The organism is Pseudomonas sp. Eth.TT006 (assembly GCF_054456575.1).
Genome location: NZ_JBTJEN010000004.1, coordinates 69,353 through 86,035 on the forward strand (window position 1 = coordinate 69,353; position 16,683 = coordinate 86,035).

14 protein-coding genes are annotated in these 16,683 nt (G+C 61.6%); 6 read left to right on the top strand and 8 right to left on the bottom strand.

Going from position 1 to position 16,683, the window contains the following annotated elements:
- The first annotated feature begins 121 nt into the window (after positions 1–121).
- The 4 genes from ACXR0M_RS08050 to katG all read left to right on the top strand — a co-directional run bounded on the left by ACXR0M_RS08050 (position 122) and on the right by katG (position 6,169).
- Positions 122–727 carry an SCO family protein gene (locus ACXR0M_RS08050; RefSeq protein ID WP_458831407.1) on the top strand — a complete coding sequence of 202 codons (606 nt, stop codon included), beginning with the start codon at positions 122–124 and terminating at the stop codon, positions 725–727.
- Positions 727–1,206, top strand: coding sequence for a copper chaperone PCu(A)C (locus ACXR0M_RS08055; protein WP_458831408.1), 480 nt, complete (start codon positions 727–729; stop codon positions 1,204–1,206). The genes ACXR0M_RS08050 and ACXR0M_RS08055 overlap by 1 nt, the downstream gene beginning before the upstream one ends.
- 343 nt (positions 1,207–1,549) lie before the next feature.
- Entirely contained in the window at positions 1,550–3,760 is a 2,211-nt protein-coding gene (locus ACXR0M_RS08060; protein ID WP_458831409.1) for an LTA synthase family protein, read from the top strand.
- Positions 3,761–3,901: 141 nt separating this feature from the next.
- Positions 3,902–6,169 (top strand): catalase/peroxidase HPI, encoded by a 2,268-nt coding sequence (katG, locus tag ACXR0M_RS08065; RefSeq protein ID WP_458831410.1) that lies wholly within the window; start codon positions 3,902–3,904, stop codon positions 6,167–6,169.
- A 281-nt stretch (positions 6,170–6,450) separates the two neighbouring features.
- On the opposite strand, the gene pepN is transcribed toward katG, so the two are convergent.
- The 6 genes from pepN to ACXR0M_RS08095 are packed head-to-tail and all read right to left on the bottom strand — an operon-like array spanning position 6,451 to position 12,967.
- On the bottom strand, positions 6,451–9,108 hold the full coding sequence (gene pepN / locus ACXR0M_RS08070) for an aminopeptidase N (RefSeq protein ID WP_458831411.1): 2,658 nt from the start codon (positions 9,106–9,108) through the stop codon (positions 6,451–6,453).
- 10 nt (positions 9,109–9,118) lie between these two features.
- Positions 9,119–9,949: a DUF2797 domain-containing protein gene (locus ACXR0M_RS08075; protein ID WP_458831412.1), complete on the bottom strand. Its 831-nt coding sequence runs from the start codon at positions 9,947–9,949 to the stop codon at positions 9,119–9,121.
- Complete coding sequence (locus ACXR0M_RS08080) at positions 9,946–10,206, bottom strand: YeaC family protein (RefSeq protein ID WP_060540507.1); 261 nt, start codon at positions 10,204–10,206, stop codon at positions 9,946–9,948. Before ACXR0M_RS08080 ends, ACXR0M_RS08075 begins: the two co-directional genes overlap by 4 nt.
- A 33-nt stretch (positions 10,207–10,239) precedes the next feature.
- On the bottom strand, positions 10,240–11,109 hold the full coding sequence (locus ACXR0M_RS08085) for a rhomboid family intramembrane serine protease (protein WP_458831413.1): 870 nt from the start codon (positions 11,107–11,109) through the stop codon (positions 10,240–10,242).
- Positions 11,106–12,080: a metallophosphoesterase gene (locus ACXR0M_RS08090; RefSeq protein WP_458831673.1), complete on the bottom strand. Its 975-nt coding sequence runs from the start codon at positions 12,078–12,080 to the stop codon at positions 11,106–11,108. Before ACXR0M_RS08090 ends, ACXR0M_RS08085 begins: the two co-directional genes overlap by 4 nt.
- Entirely contained in the window at positions 12,077–12,967 is an 891-nt protein-coding gene (locus ACXR0M_RS08095) for an NAD(+) kinase (RefSeq protein WP_003224174.1), read from the bottom strand. The genes ACXR0M_RS08090 and ACXR0M_RS08095 overlap by 4 nt, the downstream gene beginning before the upstream one ends.
- A 115-nt stretch (positions 12,968–13,082) precedes the next feature.
- Here ACXR0M_RS08095 and ACXR0M_RS08100 point away from each other — a divergent pair, with 115 nt between their 5' ends.
- Positions 13,083–14,033, top strand: a complete 951-nt coding sequence (locus ACXR0M_RS08100; RefSeq protein ID WP_458831414.1) for a DUF1853 family protein — start codon at positions 13,083–13,085, stop codon at positions 14,031–14,033.
- A gap of 195 nt (positions 14,034–14,228) precedes the next feature.
- On the opposite strand, the gene ACXR0M_RS08105 is transcribed toward ACXR0M_RS08100, so the two are convergent.
- Together ACXR0M_RS08105 and ACXR0M_RS08110 are read right to left on the bottom strand one after the other, a co-directional pair.
- Entirely contained in the window at positions 14,229–15,512 is a 1,284-nt protein-coding gene (locus ACXR0M_RS08105; protein ID WP_458831415.1) for an arsenic transporter, read from the bottom strand.
- Between the two features lie 160 nt (positions 15,513–15,672).
- On the bottom strand, positions 15,673–16,230 hold the full coding sequence (locus tag ACXR0M_RS08110; RefSeq protein ID WP_458831416.1) for an NADPH-dependent FMN reductase: 558 nt from the start codon (positions 16,228–16,230) through the stop codon (positions 15,673–15,675).
- A 182-nt stretch (positions 16,231–16,412) separates the two neighbouring features.
- Between ACXR0M_RS08110 and ACXR0M_RS08115 the strand changes: the two genes are divergently transcribed.
- Positions 16,413–16,643, top strand: a complete 231-nt coding sequence (locus ACXR0M_RS08115) for a hypothetical protein (RefSeq protein WP_458831417.1) — start codon at positions 16,413–16,415, stop codon at positions 16,641–16,643.
- Positions 16,644–16,683 lie beyond the last annotated feature (40 nt).

The following is a 16,683-nucleotide window of genomic DNA, read 5'->3' on the forward strand; positions in this document are numbered from 1 at the left end:
GATCCGACGCTGTGCGGCGATCCGCGGCCGGGGTTTGCCTGCAGTTTGGTATCATGCGCCGCTTTTACGGTTAACCCCCCGCCGGTCCTGCCGACTGACGGGCTGCAAAAGGCGGTATTAGATGACGGCTTTGTTGACTCGCCGCAAGGTGCTTGCGGGAATGGGCGTACTGGGCCTGGGCCTGCTCGCCGGCTGCGACACCCGTGGCCAACTGTCGTACAAGTACGGCAAGGACCTGAGTGACAAGATCCTCGGACGCACCTTCAAGCTGAAGAACACCGACGGCGAAACCATGACGCTGTCGAGCTTCCGCGGCATGATGCCGATGATCTTCTTCGGCTTCACCCAATGCCCGGCGGTGTGCCCGACCACCCTCGCCCGCGCGGCGCAGATCAAGAAACTGATGGGCAAGGACGGCGACCGTCTGCAGGTGATTTTCATCACCCTGGACCCGGAGCGCGACACGCCGCAGATCCTCGACGCCTACGTCAAAGCCTTCGACCCGAGCTTCGTCGCCCTCTACGGCACGCTGGAAGAAACCAGGGCCACCGCCAAGGAATTCGACGTGTTCTTCGAGAAAGTCCCGGCGGGCGACACCTACACCCTCTCGCACACGTCCACCAGTTACGTCTACGACTCGCGCGGCCAGTTGCGCCTGGGTCTGTCTGTATCGCTTTCGGCACAAGAGTGCACGGAAGATTTGCTCACCGTTATGGAGGTCTGCTGATGCACCCCGTTCTGAACAACATCAAACGCGCCGTTCTCGCGCTGTCGCTGCTGGGCCTGGCTTCTCAGGTCTGCGCGCAGACCCAGGTCGATAACGCCTGGGTACGGGCGACCGTGCCAACCCAGTCGGCCAGCGGCGCGTTCATGACCGTCACCGCCGACAGCGACAGCAAACTGCTCAGTGTCGCTTCGCCAGTGGCCAAGGATGTGCAGATCCACGAAATGACCATGAAGAACGATGTGATGAGCATGGGGCCGGTGAAATCCGTCGACCTGCCGGCTGGCAAAGCGGTCAAGTTCGACCCGAACGGCTACCACGTGATGCTGATGGGCCTGACCGGCCAGCTGAAAGAAGGCGAAAGCGTGCCGCTGACCCTGACCGTGGAAAACGCCAAGGGCGAGCAAGAGACGGTTGAAGTCAAAGCACCGGTTCGCGCACTGACCACGATGCAAGGTCACGATCACAGCAAGATGCATTGATCTGACGGTGCGGTAATAAAAAACGGGGCGGCCTGAATGATCAGACCGCCCCGTTTTTTTATGGCATTCAGGAAACTCGGAAGCCGGCGGCATCACTTACTGCCAGCGCTCGCCGACCTTGCGCCTGCCGGGGCTTAAACAGCCTGAAACAATAAAGCGAGCGCCGCAACCACCCGCCTGGCTCGACGCAATCGAGCTGCGAGCAAAGCCGGCCGAGGCCTGCAGGCTGTCCGCAGATCTGCAGGAACGGATCAGGCGGTTGTTTAAAAAGGCGATCAGGCATTCCACCCTTGGTATCATCGCGCACACTTTTATGACGGTTTGATGGCTGGAAGGTCTTTTTGTGAGCGTTCTTTTTCGTTGGTTGCGGCAGCCGCATGCGCGCCTCTTTTCCCTGATTCTGCTGGTACTGATCGTACCGGTGTGCCTGCGCGCGGCGTTGGGCTGGTCATCACCGCTGGGCTATCTGTCCGATCTGGCGATCGGCAGTCTGCTGGTGCTGGTGCTGCATCGCCGGGCGTGGTGGCTGGCGTTGCCGTTGCTGCTGTTCTGGGGGCTGCTGGCGGTGGCGACCGCCGAGCTGGTCAGCGCTGTCGGCCGCCTGCCGAACCCTGCCGACCTGCATTACCTGATCGACCCGCAGTTCGTGGAAAACTCCAGCGGTGGCGGCCTCGCCCATCCGGCGCTGGGGATTGCCTTGCTGCTGGCACTCGGTCTCTGGCTGGCGACCCGTTTCGCCAATCGCAGCCAACCTGCGTCTGCCCTGCCCCGTACCCTGTGGGCCGCCCCAGCGCTGCTGTTCGCCGCGCACTGGGGCGTGCAGAACCTGTGGCCGAATGATCAAGACCCGTGGCGCCTCTACAACCTGCCGCATCACTTGCTCGCCACGCAGGTGGCCGACCTGCAGTTGCAGGCCGAGGAATGGCTGGACGGTGATGTCGAACCCGCTGCGCCGCAGATGGCCGGGCTGACCGACCTGGACCTCAATGGCCGCAAGCTGCTGGCCGCACCGGGTCAGGCGCGCAACGTATTGATCATCGCGCTGGAAGGCATTCCCGGTGCCTACATCCGCGCCAACCGCGAGGCGATCGGCAGTCGTTACCAGGAAGAGCTGATGCCCAACCTCAGCCGCTGGGCCGAGCGCGGCATGAACACCCCGGATTACGTGCTGCACACCCACCAGACCATTCGCGGTCTGTACGCCATGCTCTGTGGTGATTACGACAAGCTCAACAACGGCACGCCCAAAGGCGTGGAAATGCTCACCCAGCAGGAGCGCAATCAGGCGTGCCTGCCGGCGCAGCTGCGACAGAACGGCTTCAGCACCCACTACCTGCAAGGCGCCGGGCTGCGCTTCATGGCCAAAGACAAGATCATGCCGCACATCGGCTTCGATGCGACCCATGGTCTGGAGTGGTTCAGCAACGCCAACTACCTGGAGTTCCCGTGGGGCAAGGATGACAAGGCCTTCTTCGAAGGTGCGCTGGAATACGTCGGCCAACTGAAGCAGCAAAAACAACCGTGGATGCTCACCTTGCTGACCGTCGGCACGCACCAGCCCTACTCCGCGCCCGAAGATTATCTGGCGCGCTACGACACGCCGAAACAGGCCGCCGTCGGCTATCTCGACGATGCGCTGGAGCAATTTCTCAGCGGTCTGGAAAGTCAGGGCGTGCTGAAAGATACGCTGGTGGTGATTACGTCGGACGAATCCCACGGCATCGATGGCGTGCGTCTGGCATCGTCCTGGGGCTTCAACCTGATGCTGGCGCCGGAACACGCGCAACTGCCTCGATTGAATCCCGGCGTGTACGGGCACGTCGATCTGAGCGCGTCGATCCTCGACTATTTCGACTTGCCGGTGCCGTCGGCGTTGAGCGGCCGTTCACTGTTCCGTGATTACGACAGCGGGCGCGAAATCATGTCCTTCACCAACGGCAAGCTGCGTTATCACAACGGTCAGGGGATCTTCTCCGAGTGCGACATGCCGCGCCGCTGCCGCTATTACCAGAGCGCCGGATTCATTGCCGACAGCGCCGCGTTCAAGGGCAACGAAAGCAGCCAGCAGGCCCGCCAGATTGCCGCACGCGCCATGGCGCTGGACCTGTCGCTGCTGCGCTCGCCGCTCAATCAGCGTTATCAGTTCGGCAGCAACAACGTCATCCCGCTGCAAGCGCAAATCAACGATGACTGGGCCGACAACCTGATCGGCGCGCAATACCTGGAAATGCCCAAAGGCTCACACACTCGCGTGCGCCTGACCGTGCGCTCGGTGGATCCGCAGCAGGCGGCGTACATTCAGCTCAAGGCCAAGGAGTTCGAACAGGACGTGCAACTGGGCCTGCCGAGCGAGATGGTCGCCACCGCCGATCAGCCGCTGGAGATGGACTTCAGCTTCGACAACCCGCAACCGCGCAAGGCTTTCTCGTTTCACTTGCTGGGTTATGGATTGGGTGCGGTGGAGGTCACGGATTTCAGTGTCATCACCGAGTTGCCGGGGCAGGAAGATCCACTGGATGCGATGCCGGAGGATGATACGGCGCAGTCGAGCTGATCACCTTCAATTGCCCGCTGAAAGACTGCGGCTATCAACCCCCAATAGCCCGCCTATTAGCTGAGTGCCCGAGTCGGGTCTAGCCTTACCAGTCCGAAGTCGGCAGCAGCCGGCCGCAGCAGACCTGATAAGGATCCGAACATGGCAAACGAATCGAAATGCCCGTTCAACCACGCCGCCGGTGGTGGTACGACAAACCGTGACTGGTGGCCCAATCAACTGAACCTGAAGATTCTCAGCCAGCACTCGCCCAAGTCCGATCCGCTGGGCGAGGATTTCGACTACGCCACAGCCTTCAAGAGCCTGGATTTCCAGGCGCTGAAACAAGACCTGCGCGCGCTGATGACCGACTCTCAGGACTGGTGGCCGGCCGACTTCGGCCACTACGGCCCGTTGTTCGTGCGCATGGCCTGGCACAGTGCCGGCACCTATCGCACCGCTGATGGCCGCGGCGGCGCCGGTTCCGGGCAACAGCGTTTCGCCCCGCTCAACAGCTGGCCGGACAACGTCAGCCTCGACAAGGCGCGGCGCCTGCTGTGGCCGATCAAACAGAAATACGGACGCAAGATTTCCTGGGCCGACCTGATCGTCCTCACCGGTAACGTCGCGCTGGAATCGATGGGCTTCAAGACCTTCGGTTTCTCCGGCGGCCGTGCGGATGTGTGGGAGCCGGATGAAGACGTGTACTGGGGTTCGGAGCGCGAGTGGCTGGGCGGCGACAACCGTTACGGCAAAGACAAATCCGCCATGCAGGAACCCGGCGACGGCACGCTGGTGGCCGAACCGGACTTGCATGGCAAAGAGCAAAGCCGCACCGATCAGGCCGAACGCAATCTGGAAAAGCCGTTGGCCGCGGTGCAAATGGGCCTGATTTATGTGAACCCGGAAGGCCCTGAAGGCAATCCCGACCCGGTTGCCTCGGGTCGCGACATCCGCGAAACCTTCGGCCGCATGGCGATGAACGACGAAGAAACCGTGGCGCTGATCGCTGGCGGTCACGCCTTCGGCAAGACCCACGGTGCCGGCCCTGCGGACAATGTCGGGCCTGAACCGGAAGCCGCCGGGCTGGAACAACAGGGCCTCGGCTGGCGCAACGCATTCGGCACCGGCAAAGGCGCCGACACCATCACCAGCGGCCTCGAAGTGACCTGGACCACCACTCCGACGCAGTGGAGCAACAACTACCTGGAAAACCTGTTCGGCTTCGAGTGGGAACTGTTCAAGAGCCCGGCCGGTGCGCACCAGTGGAAACCGAAAAACGGCGCCGGCGCTGGTACCGTTCCGCATGCGCACGATCCGAGCAAGAAGCTTTCGCCAACCATGCTCACCTCTGACCTGGCGCTGCGTTTCGATCCGATCTACGAGCCGATTGCCCGGCGCTTCCTGGCCAACCCGGAGCAACTGGCCGATGCCTTCGCCCGCGCCTGGTACAAGCTGATCCACCGTGACATGGGTCCACTGTCGCGTTACCTCGGCCCGGAACTGCCGAACGAGGAACTGCTGTGGCAGGATCCGATTCCTGAAGTGACTCACCCGCTGATTGACAGCAACGACGCGGCGGCGCTGAAAAGCAAAGTGCTGGCGTCCGGCCTGTCGGTGGCGCAACTGGTTTCCACCGCATGGGCTGCTGCTTCGACATTCCGTGGCTCCGACAAGCGCGGCGGTGCCAACGGCGGGCGTCTGCGTCTGGCGCCGCAGAAGTTCTGGCAGGTCAATCAGCCGGAGCAACTGGACAAGGTGCTGCAGACGCTGGAAGGCATTCAGAACGAGTTCAATGCCGGTGCGTCCGGGAAGAAAGTCTCGCTGGCGGATTTGATCGTGCTGGCGGGCAATGCCGGGGTCGAGCAAGCGGCAAAAAATGCCGGGCACTCGGTGAGCGTGCCGTTCAACCCGGGGCGCAGCGATGCGACTCAGGAACAAACCGACGTCGAGTCGTTTGGTTTCCTCGAACCGATTGCCGATGGTTTCCGCAATTACAGCAAGGGCAAATACAGCGTATCCGCCGAAGCGTTGCTGATCGACAAGGCGCAACTGCTGACCCTCTCCGCCCCGGAAATGACCGTGCTGGTTGGTGGTCTGCGGGTCTTGGGGGCGAACGTCGGGCAAAGCCGACACGGCGTATTCACCGCTCGCCCTGAAGCGTTGACTAACGACTTCTTCACCAACCTGCTGGACATGGGCGTGGAGTGGAAACCGACTTCACCGGCAGCAGACGAGTTCGAAGGACGCGAGCGCAACACCGGCAACCTGAAATGGACGGCGACGCGGGTTGATCTGGTGTTTGGTTCCAACGCGATCCTGAGGGCGCTGGCCGAGGTCTATGCGAGTGCGGATGCGCACGAACAGTTCGTGAAGGATTTCGTGGCAGCGTGGGCCAAGGTGATGGAGCTGGACCGCTTCGATCTGTAGGAGCTGCGGCACGCTGCGAGCTTTTGATTCTGATCTTGAAAATCAAAGGCAAAAGATCGCAGCCTTCGGCAGCTCCTACACGGATTTATGGGCGACGCAATAAACTGTAGGAGCTGCGGCACGCTGCGATCTTTTGATCTTGATTTAAAAAATCAGGGATTGGTAAGCCACGCAAAAAACTGTGGGAGCGAGCTTGCTCGCGAATGCGGTGTGTCAGACACAGAGATGTCGACTGACAGTACCTATTCGCGAGCAAGCCCGCTCCCACAATTCGTTATGCGTTACGCCAGGCTTTTGCTGACGACTTCGTACACATCGCTGGACAACTGACCCGACGCCCGAATCCGCTCCAGCTCAGCCTTCATCAGCGCCTGACGCGCGCTGTCGTATTTACGCCAGCGGGTCAGCGGCGCCAGTTGCCGCGAGGCGATCTGCGGGTTGAAGCCGTTCAGCTCAATCACCAGGTCCGCGAGGAAGCGGTAGCCCGAACCGTCAGCGGCGTGGAAGTTGATCAGGTTCTGCCCGGCGAACGCGCCGACCAGTGCCCGCACCTTGTTCGGGTTCTTGATGTTGAACGCCGGGTGCTGCATCAAGGCTTTGACCCGCGCCAGACCGCCAGGCAGGGTGCTGCCGGCCTGCACACTGAACCACTGATCCATCACCAGTGGGTTGTCCTTGAAGTGCTCGGCGAAGCTCGCCAGTGCCAAAGCTTTCTGCTCTTCGAACGGCGAGTTGACCAGCACCGCCAGCGCGGTCAGGCGCTCGGTCATGTTGTCGCTGGTTTCGAACTGCTCGAGGGCGGCGGCCAGCACTTCCGGCTTGCCGCTGAGCATCAGGTACGACAGCGCAATGTTCTGCAGCGCACGGCGGGCGAAATGCTCGGCCTCGGCCACATACGGCGTCTGCTTCGACAGGTCGCGGTTGGCCTGATAACGCAGCCACAGCGCTTCGAACAGGTTGTCCGCCAGTTGCTTGCGCGCAAATTCGCGAGCGCTGTGGATCGCCTCGACGTCCGCCACTTCACTGATTTCGGTGAGATAGGCTTCGCTTGGCAGCGAAAGCATTTCGGCGACCATCGCCTGATCCAGCGACTCGTCGGACAGCACCGTTTTCAGCGCCGAGATCAGCCGCGGATCCAGCACCAGGCCCTCGCCCTTCTGCTGCTGGGCGATCAGTTCCTGCAGGACCTGCACCGACAGTTGCTGACCAGCGTCCCAGCGGTTGAAGCCATCGCTGTCGTGCTGCATCAGGAACATCAACTGGTCGCGGTTGTACGGGAAGCTCAGTTTCACCGGCGCCGAGAAGCCACGCAGCAGCGATGGCAGCGGTTGCTCAGCGATATCAACGAAGGTGAACGTCTGCTCGGCTTCGGTCACCGAGATCACCCGGCTGGTGCCTTGCGCCGACGCTTCACCGGCCAGACGCAGGGCAATCTCGTGACCCTGCGCGTCGAGCAGGCCCAGTTCGACTGGAATCACGAACGGCAGCTTTTCAACTTTGTCCGGAGTTTCCGGGCAGCTCTGGCGGAAGGTCAGGCTGTAGGTTTTCGCCGCGGCATCGTAGGACTCGCTCACCGCCAGGCGCGGTGTGCCAGCCTGGCTGTACCAGCGCTTGAACTGGGTCAGGTCGACGCCGTTGGCGTCTTCCATGGCCTTGACGAAATCGTCGCAGGTCACGGCCTGGCCATCGTGGCGTTCGAAGTACAGGTCACTGCCCTTGCGGAAGCCTTCGGCGCCCAGCAGGGTGTGGATCATGCCGACCACTTCCGAGCCCTTTTCGTACACGGTCAAGGTGTAGAAGTTGGAGATCTCGATAAAGCTGTCCGGACGCACCGCGTGAGCCATGGGACCCGCATCTTCGGCGAACTGGTGGGTACGCAGATACGCCACGTCCTGAATGCGCTTGACCGTGGCCGAGTTCATGTCCGAGGAGAAACCGGCGTCGCGGAACACGGTGAAGCCTTCCTTGAGCGACAGCTGGAACCAGTCGCGGCAAGTCACGCGGTTGCCCGACCAGTTGTGGAAGTACTCGTGAGCGACAATCGCTTCAACGCGCTGGTGTGCGGCGTCGGTGGCAGTTTCGGCGCGGGCCAGCACGGCGCTGGAGTTGAAGATGTTGAGGCCCTTGTTCTCCATCGCGCCCATGTTGAAGTCATTCACCGCGACGATCATGAAGATGTCCAGATCGTACTCGCGACCGTAGACCTCTTCGTCCCAGCGCATCGACTTCTTCAGGCTGTTCATCGCGTGCTGGCACTTGTCGATGTTTTCCGGCTCGACGTAGATGCGCAGCGCGACAGTGCGATCAGTCATGGTGGTGAAGGTGTCTTCAACACACCACAGGTCACCGGCCACCAGCGCGAACAGGTACGCCGGCTTCATGAACGGGTCTTCCCAGGTCGCCCAGTGCCGGCCGTCTTCGCCAGGGCCGGAGGCAATCGGGTTGCCGTTGGACAGCAGCACCGGATAGCTGTGCTGCTCGGCGACCACCGTGGTGGTGAACTTGCTCATCACGTCCGGGCGGTCGAGGTAATAGGTGATCTTGCGGAAGCCTTCGGCCTCGCACTGGGTGCAGAACATCGTGCCGGACTTGTACAGGCCTTCCAGCGCGGTGTTGGTTTCCGGATGGATGCGCACGCTGGTGTCGACCGTGAAGCTGGCGCTGGCCGGCTGCAGGGTCAGGGTGTTTTCCGTCAGTTGATAGTCGCCAGCGCTCAGTTCCCGGTCGGCCAGGGTCACCGACAGCAGCTCCAGTTGCTGGCCGTCCAGCACCAGCGGCGGCAGGCCCGGCCCACGCTCCGGGTTGCGGCGCATCACCAGTTGCGCGTGGACCAGACTGTGGTCCTCGAACAGCTCGAAGGTCAGGTGCGTCTCATCGATCAGGTACTCGGGCGCCTGATAGTCCTTCAGGTAAATCATCTTCGGTTGTTCGGTGCGCATGCGCGAATCCTTATTGATGCACGGCGAGTTGATACGCCGTGTACTTGCGAATGTTGATCACGCCGGTGTCGAAAATCAGGTACTGACCCTTGATCCCCAGCAGCGTGCCTTCGGCAATCGGGTTCTTGTCCAGGTTGAAGCTGACGATTTTGGCCGGGTATTGCTCGACCGGATAGCGGATTTCCAGCGGTTCGACGTCGGCAATCGTCTGAATGGCCTGTAGGCCGAATCGCTGTTGCAGGCCTTGCAAGCCCTCGGCGCAGCTGGCAAACAGCTGATCACGCACCTGAGCGAGGTCCACCGCCGCCGCATCGCCCTTGAGCAGTGCGCGCCAGTTGGTCTTGTCCGCCACCTGACTGCGGAACAGGTCTTCGACGAAGCCCGATTGCTGGCGCGTCGACACACGCATGATCGGCAACGCTTGACTGGCGCCCTGATCCAGCCAGCGGGTCGGCAGTTGGGTCGCGCGGGTGATGCCGACCTTGATCCCCGACGAGTTGGCCAGATACACCACATGATCGGTCATGCAGAATTTCTCGCCCCACTCCGGCTCGCGGCAGGTGCCGGCCTCGAAGTGGCAGCGCTCCGGACTCATGATGCACAGGTCGCACTGCGCCAGTCTGGTCATGCACGGGTAACAGTAACCCTGGCTGAAACTGGTTTTGGTCTTGCGCCCGCAATGGGTGCAGTGGATCGCCCCCAGGTACTCCAGACGCAGCGTGGTGCCGATCATCGGATTGACCGGCACCTCAAGCTCACCCAGACGAAACGCGTATTGCACATTCGGCCCGTCGAGGCGCGCCGACATTTTGCTGATTGCACCGCGGCCAATCTCGATCAATGGATAGCATCCGACTTGAACAGGATGTTCGGCACTTCGATCGACTTCGACGCACATTCCTGCGGGCCCATGTAACCGGTGCGCTGGTCCTCAGGCAGGTTCTGGATTTCCCAGGCGATCATCGCCTGCAGCGACAGCTCGCGCTGTTCCGCGGTGAGTTTGCCACCGTCGGACCATTTACCGATTTCCACGGCCAGTTTCAGGCTCTCGTAGATGTCCGGGGTGATGTTCTTGATCATCTCGTTAAAAGAGGACATCAGGGTCTCCGTGCTCTTTATTCACTAAAAAATTCAGGCAGCCAGTTTACGGCGGTTATACAAACCACCCAACAGACCGGTGAAGCATCCGATGAGTAACCCGCTGACGTGGGCGGCATTGGCGATCTGGCCGAAACCGATCATCGACACCAGCCCGGACATGCAAATCACCAGCCACACCAGCATCATCACCAGCACGCCACGCGGCAGGCGATACGCCGGGTTCGGCGCCAGCAACTGGAAGATCCAGCAGTGGCCGAGCAAACCGTACAGCACGCCGGACAGGCCACCGAACAGGCTCGGGCCGCTCCAGGCGAACTGCGCATAGTTCGACACCAGGCTGAACAACAGCGTCAGGCCGAGCAGATTGATGCTGCCCTGACGCGACTCGATGCGCCGCCCCAACTCCCAGTACCACATGCCGTTCATGGCCAGGTGCAGGATGCCGAAGTGCAGCAGCATCGGCGTAAACAGCCGCCACCACTGCCCCGCCGCGAGGCTGTCGGCCAGTGGTGTGAACTGGATGTACTCGCCGACCACGCGGAAGTCGAGGAAGGTCAGCCAGCGGATGGTCTCGAGGTTGTCGCCCAGATAGGTCAGGCCGCCCACCAGCAGGCTCAGCAACAGGATCAGCCCGGTGGCCTTGGCGTGTTTGAGTTGTTCGGCGAAGCTCGGGCGCTTGAAAGTCGCTGCTACCGGGATATCCAGTTGCTGCTCGGGATCCCCGGCCGGGAAACGCTCGTACAACGAAAGCACGTCGTCGCTGATTTCCGCCGGCGCCCACAGCACCTGCTCGCCCGCCTCTTCGCTGACCCGATGCGGCACCTGCATGCGTTGCAGCAATTTGACGAAACCGCTCAGGTCCACCGCCAACGGCAGACGCAATACCGCTACCGCACTCATTGCAGCACCTCCGGCCGCTCGACATCGACCCAGACAAATTTATGCGGATCGAGGCGGGTTTCCTGATCCAGACGATAGGCCACCAGTTTGCCGTAGAGCACCGCGCTGTAATCGAGACACGCGAGGTTCGGGCGGATCGGCGCCGGTTTGCCGCTGCGCCAGTAGTGACCGACGAACAGCAATGGCTCATCGGCGCCGTAACGCAGCAGGTTGTTTTTTTCAGCCGAGCTCAACGGCTTCTGCGCCACTGGCTCCGGCAGTGCGTCGGGCTGGAAGACGATGTCGCCGTAGGTTTTCGGGTCGTCTTCCCAGAATTTGGTGCGGAAGAACGAACGCACCAGACCGTCGCCGCTGGTCATGGTCAGGCCGTCCGGCAGACGCATGTCGGTGCCGCGCAACAGGCGATCGAACACGGTGCAGGCAAAGCTGCCGGGCACCGCCGAGGCCTGGAGGAAATGTTCATCGATGCGCGCATCGGGAAACAGCCCGCGCAACGGTTCGATCAGGCTCGCGTCCCAACAGGCGTGAACCACGCGGAAGCGCCCGGCATCCACCACCAGCGGCAACTCGTAGAACCAGTTGAGAAAGTCATGCCAGTCGCCCGGATGCTGTTCGAACTGGCTCAGGGTTTCCTGCAGCAGGCGCGCATGGCGCGGGGTGTGCTCGCGCACGAACTGCTTGCCGCTGCCCGGCAACGCCGGCGTGCTCCAGCCCAGTGCGTTGAATTCGTGGTTGCCCATGATGCACAACGCCTGCCCGGCCTCGACCATGTCGTGGACGATGTGCAGCGCCTCACGGATTCGCGGGCCACGGTCGATGATGTCGCCGACAAACACGGCCATGCGCGATGGATGGCGCCAGACCCCGCCCTGCTTGTGGTAACCGAGACGGTCCAGCAGGTGTTCAAGGGTCAGGGCGCATCCGTGCACGTCACCGATCAAGTCATAACTGCGCGCGGGATCGAGCATCAGTCGCCTCCACCACCCAGCTTGCTGCCCCAGCCGAGCTTGGTCCGGCAGACTTCGTAGTAGTTGTGGTCGAGCGGGTGAATCAGCCGCAGTTTCTGCGCTTTCTTGCTCACGGTGATGGTGTCGCCCGGCGCGCAGGTGAAGTGGTTCTGCCCGTCGCAGGAGACTTGCGGATAGATCTGCATGTTTTTCGACACGACGATTTTCAGCTCACTGTTGCCATCGACCACGATTGGCCGGCTCGACAACATATGGGGATACATCGGCACAATCACAATGGCATCGAGTTTGGGATGCATGATCGGCCCGCCGGCAGACAACGCGTAGGCCGTGGAGCCGGTCGGGGTGGCGACGATCAGGCCGTCGGCCTTCTGGCTGCAGACGAACTGGCCGTCGATGTACAGCTCGAATTCGATCATCCGCGTCGATTTGCCCGGGTGCAGCACCACGTCGTTCAGCGCATCGCCCTGGCCGATGGCCTCGGCATGCCGGCGGACTTCGGCCTGCAGCAGGAAGCGGTTTTCCACCAGATAGTGGCCGTCGAGGACCTTGGCCACTTCGACTTCCAGTTCATCCGGGCGGATATCGGTGAGGAAGCCAAGGCTGCCACGGTTGATCCCGAGCACCGGAATGTTGTGTTTGGCCAAGGCACGCGCAGCGCCGAGCAGGCTGCCGTCGCCGCCGACGACGATGACCATGTCGCAGACTTCACCGAGCATCTTGCGCGACGAGGTCTGCAGGCCGTGGCCCGGCAGGACTTCGGCGATGGTGTCTTCGAGAATCACGTGCAGGTGACGATCGAGCAGAAAGCGTTTCAGTCGGCGGACGGTATCCAGCACCTGGGAACTGCCCAGGCGACCGATGATGCCGATATTACGAAATTGCTCCATGGGACCTCTGCGGACAATCGAAAACGCGAAAAGCACGATTATGGGCGAAAGCCTGCGATAGACAAAATCCTTTCAGCCTCAAGGATGCGCCGGTGTTTCAGGCTATGCTCGCAAGATGATCCTGTTTCCCGACCTGCTGCAGCTGCCGCACCAATTACGCCATCCGGAAGTGCGGGATCTGGCGTGGGTGATTCTCGCCCCGCCGATGCTCGCGACCGCGCCATGGCCGCAGCGCCACCCGCTGGCCGGCAGCGATTGGGTCGGCGATCCGCAGCGCCTGGAGCACTGGCTGCGGCAACTGGATCGCGACAGTTATGCCTTGCTGCACTGGCTGTCGCAGGCGCGCACCCGGCGCCTGGGTCTGTATTACGAGCGTTTGTGGCAGTTTGCCGTGGAGCATGCGCCGGGCATCGAACTGCTTGCCGCCAACCTGCCGATCCGCCGCGAAGGCCACACTCTCGGCGAACTGGACATGCTGCTGCGCGACCGCGACGGCGTGCATCACCTGGAACTGGCGATCAAGCTCTACCTCGGTCCGCAGCACGGCGATGGGCATGACCCGGCGCAATGGCTGGGCCCGGGTTGTCATGATCGACTGGACCGTAAACTGGCGCATCTGACTGAGCATCAGTTGCCGATCTCGGCCCGCCCGGAAAGCCGCGCGACGCTGGCAGCGCTGGATATCGAAGTGTTCAGTGCGCAGTTGTGGCTGGGCGGCTACCTGCTATATCCGTGGCCCGGTCAGGCCGCGGCGCCGCAAGGCGCGCATCCGCAGCATCTACGCGGCAGCTGGCTGCATCAGAAGGATTGGCTGGCGTTTGTCGCCCAGCGCCCGAGCGGACGCTGGCAACCGCTGCCGCGCCATGCATGGCTGGCGCCGGCGCATTACCCGCCCGATCAGGCCTGGAGCGCTGAGCAGTTGCGGCTGTGGCTGGAGGCGCTGGACCCGATGGCGCCGGCGCAGCTGATGGTGCGCCTGATCGAGAATGCACAGGGCGAATGGGAAGAGGCAGAGCGATTGTTTCTGGTGGCGGATCTTTGGCCGAATGTGCCGGGGCAGGTTTGAGATTCTTCAGCGCCTGAACTGCCCCCTTCGCGAGCAAGCCCGCTCCCACCGTTTCAAATGCATTCCAAATGGCAAATTGAAATACGCTCCTCTGTGGGAGCAGGCCTGCTCCCACAGTTCAAATGCATTCCAAATGGCAAATTGAAATACGGTCCCCTGTGGGAGCGGGCTTGCTCGCGAAAGGGCCAACGCGGTCTAGACGGACAACCGCACAGCCAACGCCGCCAAGGTAATCAGCAACACCGGCACCGTCAGCACAATCCCCACCTTGAAGTAATAACCCCAGCCAATGCGGATATCCTTGCGCGCCAGCACATGCAGCCAGAGCAAGGTCGCCAGACTGCCGATCGGGGTGATCTTCGGCCCGAGATCGCTGCCGATCACGTTGGCGTAGATCATCGCTTCTTTCACCACCCCCGTGGCCTGACTGGCGTCGATCGACAGCAACCCGATCAGCACCGTCGGCAGGTTGTTCATGATCGACGACAACAGCGCGGTCAACACCCCGGTGCCCATCGCGGCGCCCCACACGCCGTAGCCGGCGAACACATCCAGCCAACCGGCCAGATAGCTGGTCAGCCCGGCATTGCGCAGGCCATAGACCACCAGGTACATGCCCAGCGAGAAAATCACGATCTGCCACGGCGCGTCCTTGAGCACCTTGCGCGTGGAAATCTTGTGGCCGCGGGCGGCGATCCCCAGCAGCAGCGCGGCGCAGACCGCCGAGATCGCGCTGATCGGAATGCCCATCTGTTCGAGGAAGAAGCAGCCGATCAACAGGATCACCAACACCGCCCAACCGGCGTAGAACGTGGCCTTGTCGTGGATCGCGGTGTGCGGCTGGTCGAGCTGCTCCGGGTCGTAGTCTTTGGGAATGTCGCGACGGAAGAACCACATCAATACGCCGAGCGTGGCGGCCACGCTGACAAAGTTGACCGGCACCATCACCGCCGCATAACGGTTGAAGCCGATGTGAAAGAAGTCCGCCGAGACGATGTTGACCAGGTTCGACACCACCAGCGGCAGGCTCGCGGTGTCGGCAATGAAGCCGGCGCCCATCACGAACGCCAGGGTTGCCGACGGGGAAAAGCGCAATGCCAGCAGCATCGAAATAACGATCGGCGTGAGGATCAGCGCCGCGCCGTCATTGGCGAACAGCGCCGACACCAGTGCGCCGAGCAACACCATGAAGGCAAGCAGCTTGCGCCCACTGCCCCGCCCCCAGCGAGCCACGTGCAGCGCGGCCCAGGCGAAGAAACCGGCTTCGTCGAGCAACAGGCTGATGATGATCAGTGCGACAAAGGTACCGGTGGCGTTCCAGATGATCTGCCACACCAGCGGAATATCGCTCAAATGCACAACGCCGCAGATAAGCGCCAGCAGCGCGCCGAGCGTCGCGCTCCAGCCGACGCCGAGGCCTTTGGGTTGCCAGATGACAAGGGTAATGGTCAGCAGGAAGATCAGTGACGCAGCGAGCATTCGCAACAGCCTTCAAATTTCAAATGAGTGGAGATCCCCATGTGGGAGCGGGCTTGCTCGCGAAGGCGGTGTGTCAGACACAACGTTGTCATCTGACACACCGCCTTCGCGAGCAAGCCCGCTCCCACAGGATCTCTGTTTTATCGCAGCTCTGACCAGATTATTTTTTGTGTTGTTCCACGAATTTCCCGTACGCGTTGATGAAATTTTGCAGGAACGGCTTGACCGACTCACTCAGCTTGCCCGCCTCGTCAAACGCCGAACCCGCGCCGCCCAGATACGCCTCTGGCTGCTGCATGCACGGCACGTCGAGAAACACGAAGGACTGGCGCAGATGCTGGTTGGCGCCGAAGCCGCCAATCGCCCCCGGCGACACGCTGATCACCGCCCCCGGCTTGCCGCTCCAGGCGCTTTTGCCATACGGCCGTGAGCCGACATCAATCGCATTCTTCAGAGGTGCCGGCACCGAGCGGTTGTATTCCGGGGTGACAAACAGCACCGCGTCGGATGAGCCGACTTCCTGGCGGAAAGTGCTGTAGGCTGCCGGCGGCGTATCGCCGTCGATGTCTTCGTTGTACAGCGGCAGATCGCCGATCTCGACAATCTTCAGTTTGAGGTTCGCCGGCGCCAGTTCGGCCAGCGCCAGGGCGACTTTGCGATTGATCGATGCTTTGCGCAGGCTGCCGACGACTACAGCGACGTTGTAGACATTGCTCATGGAAGACTCTCGACTGTCGGTGGGAAGAGCCTGTAGTTATAGATGATTCGATGACGGTTTCACCAGCGGGCAGGGAAATTCCCCGATGCTGATTATTTTTTTCCTGTAGGAAAACTTACAGGGCTTGATGACGGTCTACCAAGCCGCAAATCAAGCGTTTTATCTCCAGAGGTTCTAAGCAGATGGCAGCAGTACTCGTCGGTCAGTTCCATGCAAGAGATGCGGAAGGCCGCGTTTATTCCGTGCATGAATTCCAGGAATCCAACCCGTCGGCAGACGGTTCCACTGGCTCGGAGCCGATTTACAGACTGGCCATTGGCGATCGCGTCAACAAAGTCAGTGACAACGAGTTTTTTCTGGTTCAGTCAGGCATCACCCTGATCCGCGAACCCGAGCCCACCGCCGCTTCATAACCGAGTGTTATGAGCAGAAGTCATATGCGCAGACTTGGGG

Excerpts from the sequence above, each read along its gene's own strand:
- ACXR0M_RS08050 (WP_458831407.1), top strand. The coding sequence starts at position 122 with ATGACGGCTTTGTTGACTCGCCGCAAGGTGCTTGCGGGAATGGGCGTA.
- ACXR0M_RS08055 (WP_458831408.1), top strand. The coding sequence starts at position 727 with ATGCACCCCGTTCTGAACAACATCAAACGCGCCGTTCTCGCGCTGTCG.
- katG (WP_458831410.1), top strand. The coding sequence starts at position 3,902 with ATGGCAAACGAATCGAAATGCCCGTTCAACCACGCCGCCGGTGGTGGT.
- pepN (WP_458831411.1), bottom strand. The coding sequence starts at position 9,108 with ATGCGCACCGAACAACCGAAGATGATTTACCTGAAGGACTATCAGGCG.
- ACXR0M_RS08080 (WP_060540507.1), bottom strand. The coding sequence starts at position 10,206 with ATGTCCTCTTTTAACGAGATGATCAAGAACATCACCCCGGACATCTAC.
- ACXR0M_RS08085 (WP_458831413.1), bottom strand. The coding sequence starts at position 11,109 with ATGAGTGCGGTAGCGGTATTGCGTCTGCCGTTGGCGGTGGACCTGAGC.
- ACXR0M_RS08095 (WP_003224174.1), bottom strand. The coding sequence starts at position 12,967 with ATGGAGCAATTTCGTAATATCGGCATCATCGGTCGCCTGGGCAGTTCC.
- ACXR0M_RS08100 (WP_458831414.1), top strand. The coding sequence starts at position 13,083 with ATGATCCTGTTTCCCGACCTGCTGCAGCTGCCGCACCAATTACGCCAT.
- ACXR0M_RS08105 (WP_458831415.1), bottom strand. The coding sequence starts at position 15,512 with ATGCTCGCTGCGTCACTGATCTTCCTGCTGACCATTACCCTTGTCATC.
- ACXR0M_RS08110 (WP_458831416.1), bottom strand. The coding sequence starts at position 16,230 with ATGAGCAATGTCTACAACGTCGCTGTAGTCGTCGGCAGCCTGCGCAAA.
- ACXR0M_RS08115 (WP_458831417.1), top strand. The coding sequence starts at position 16,413 with ATGGCAGCAGTACTCGTCGGTCAGTTCCATGCAAGAGATGCGGAAGGC.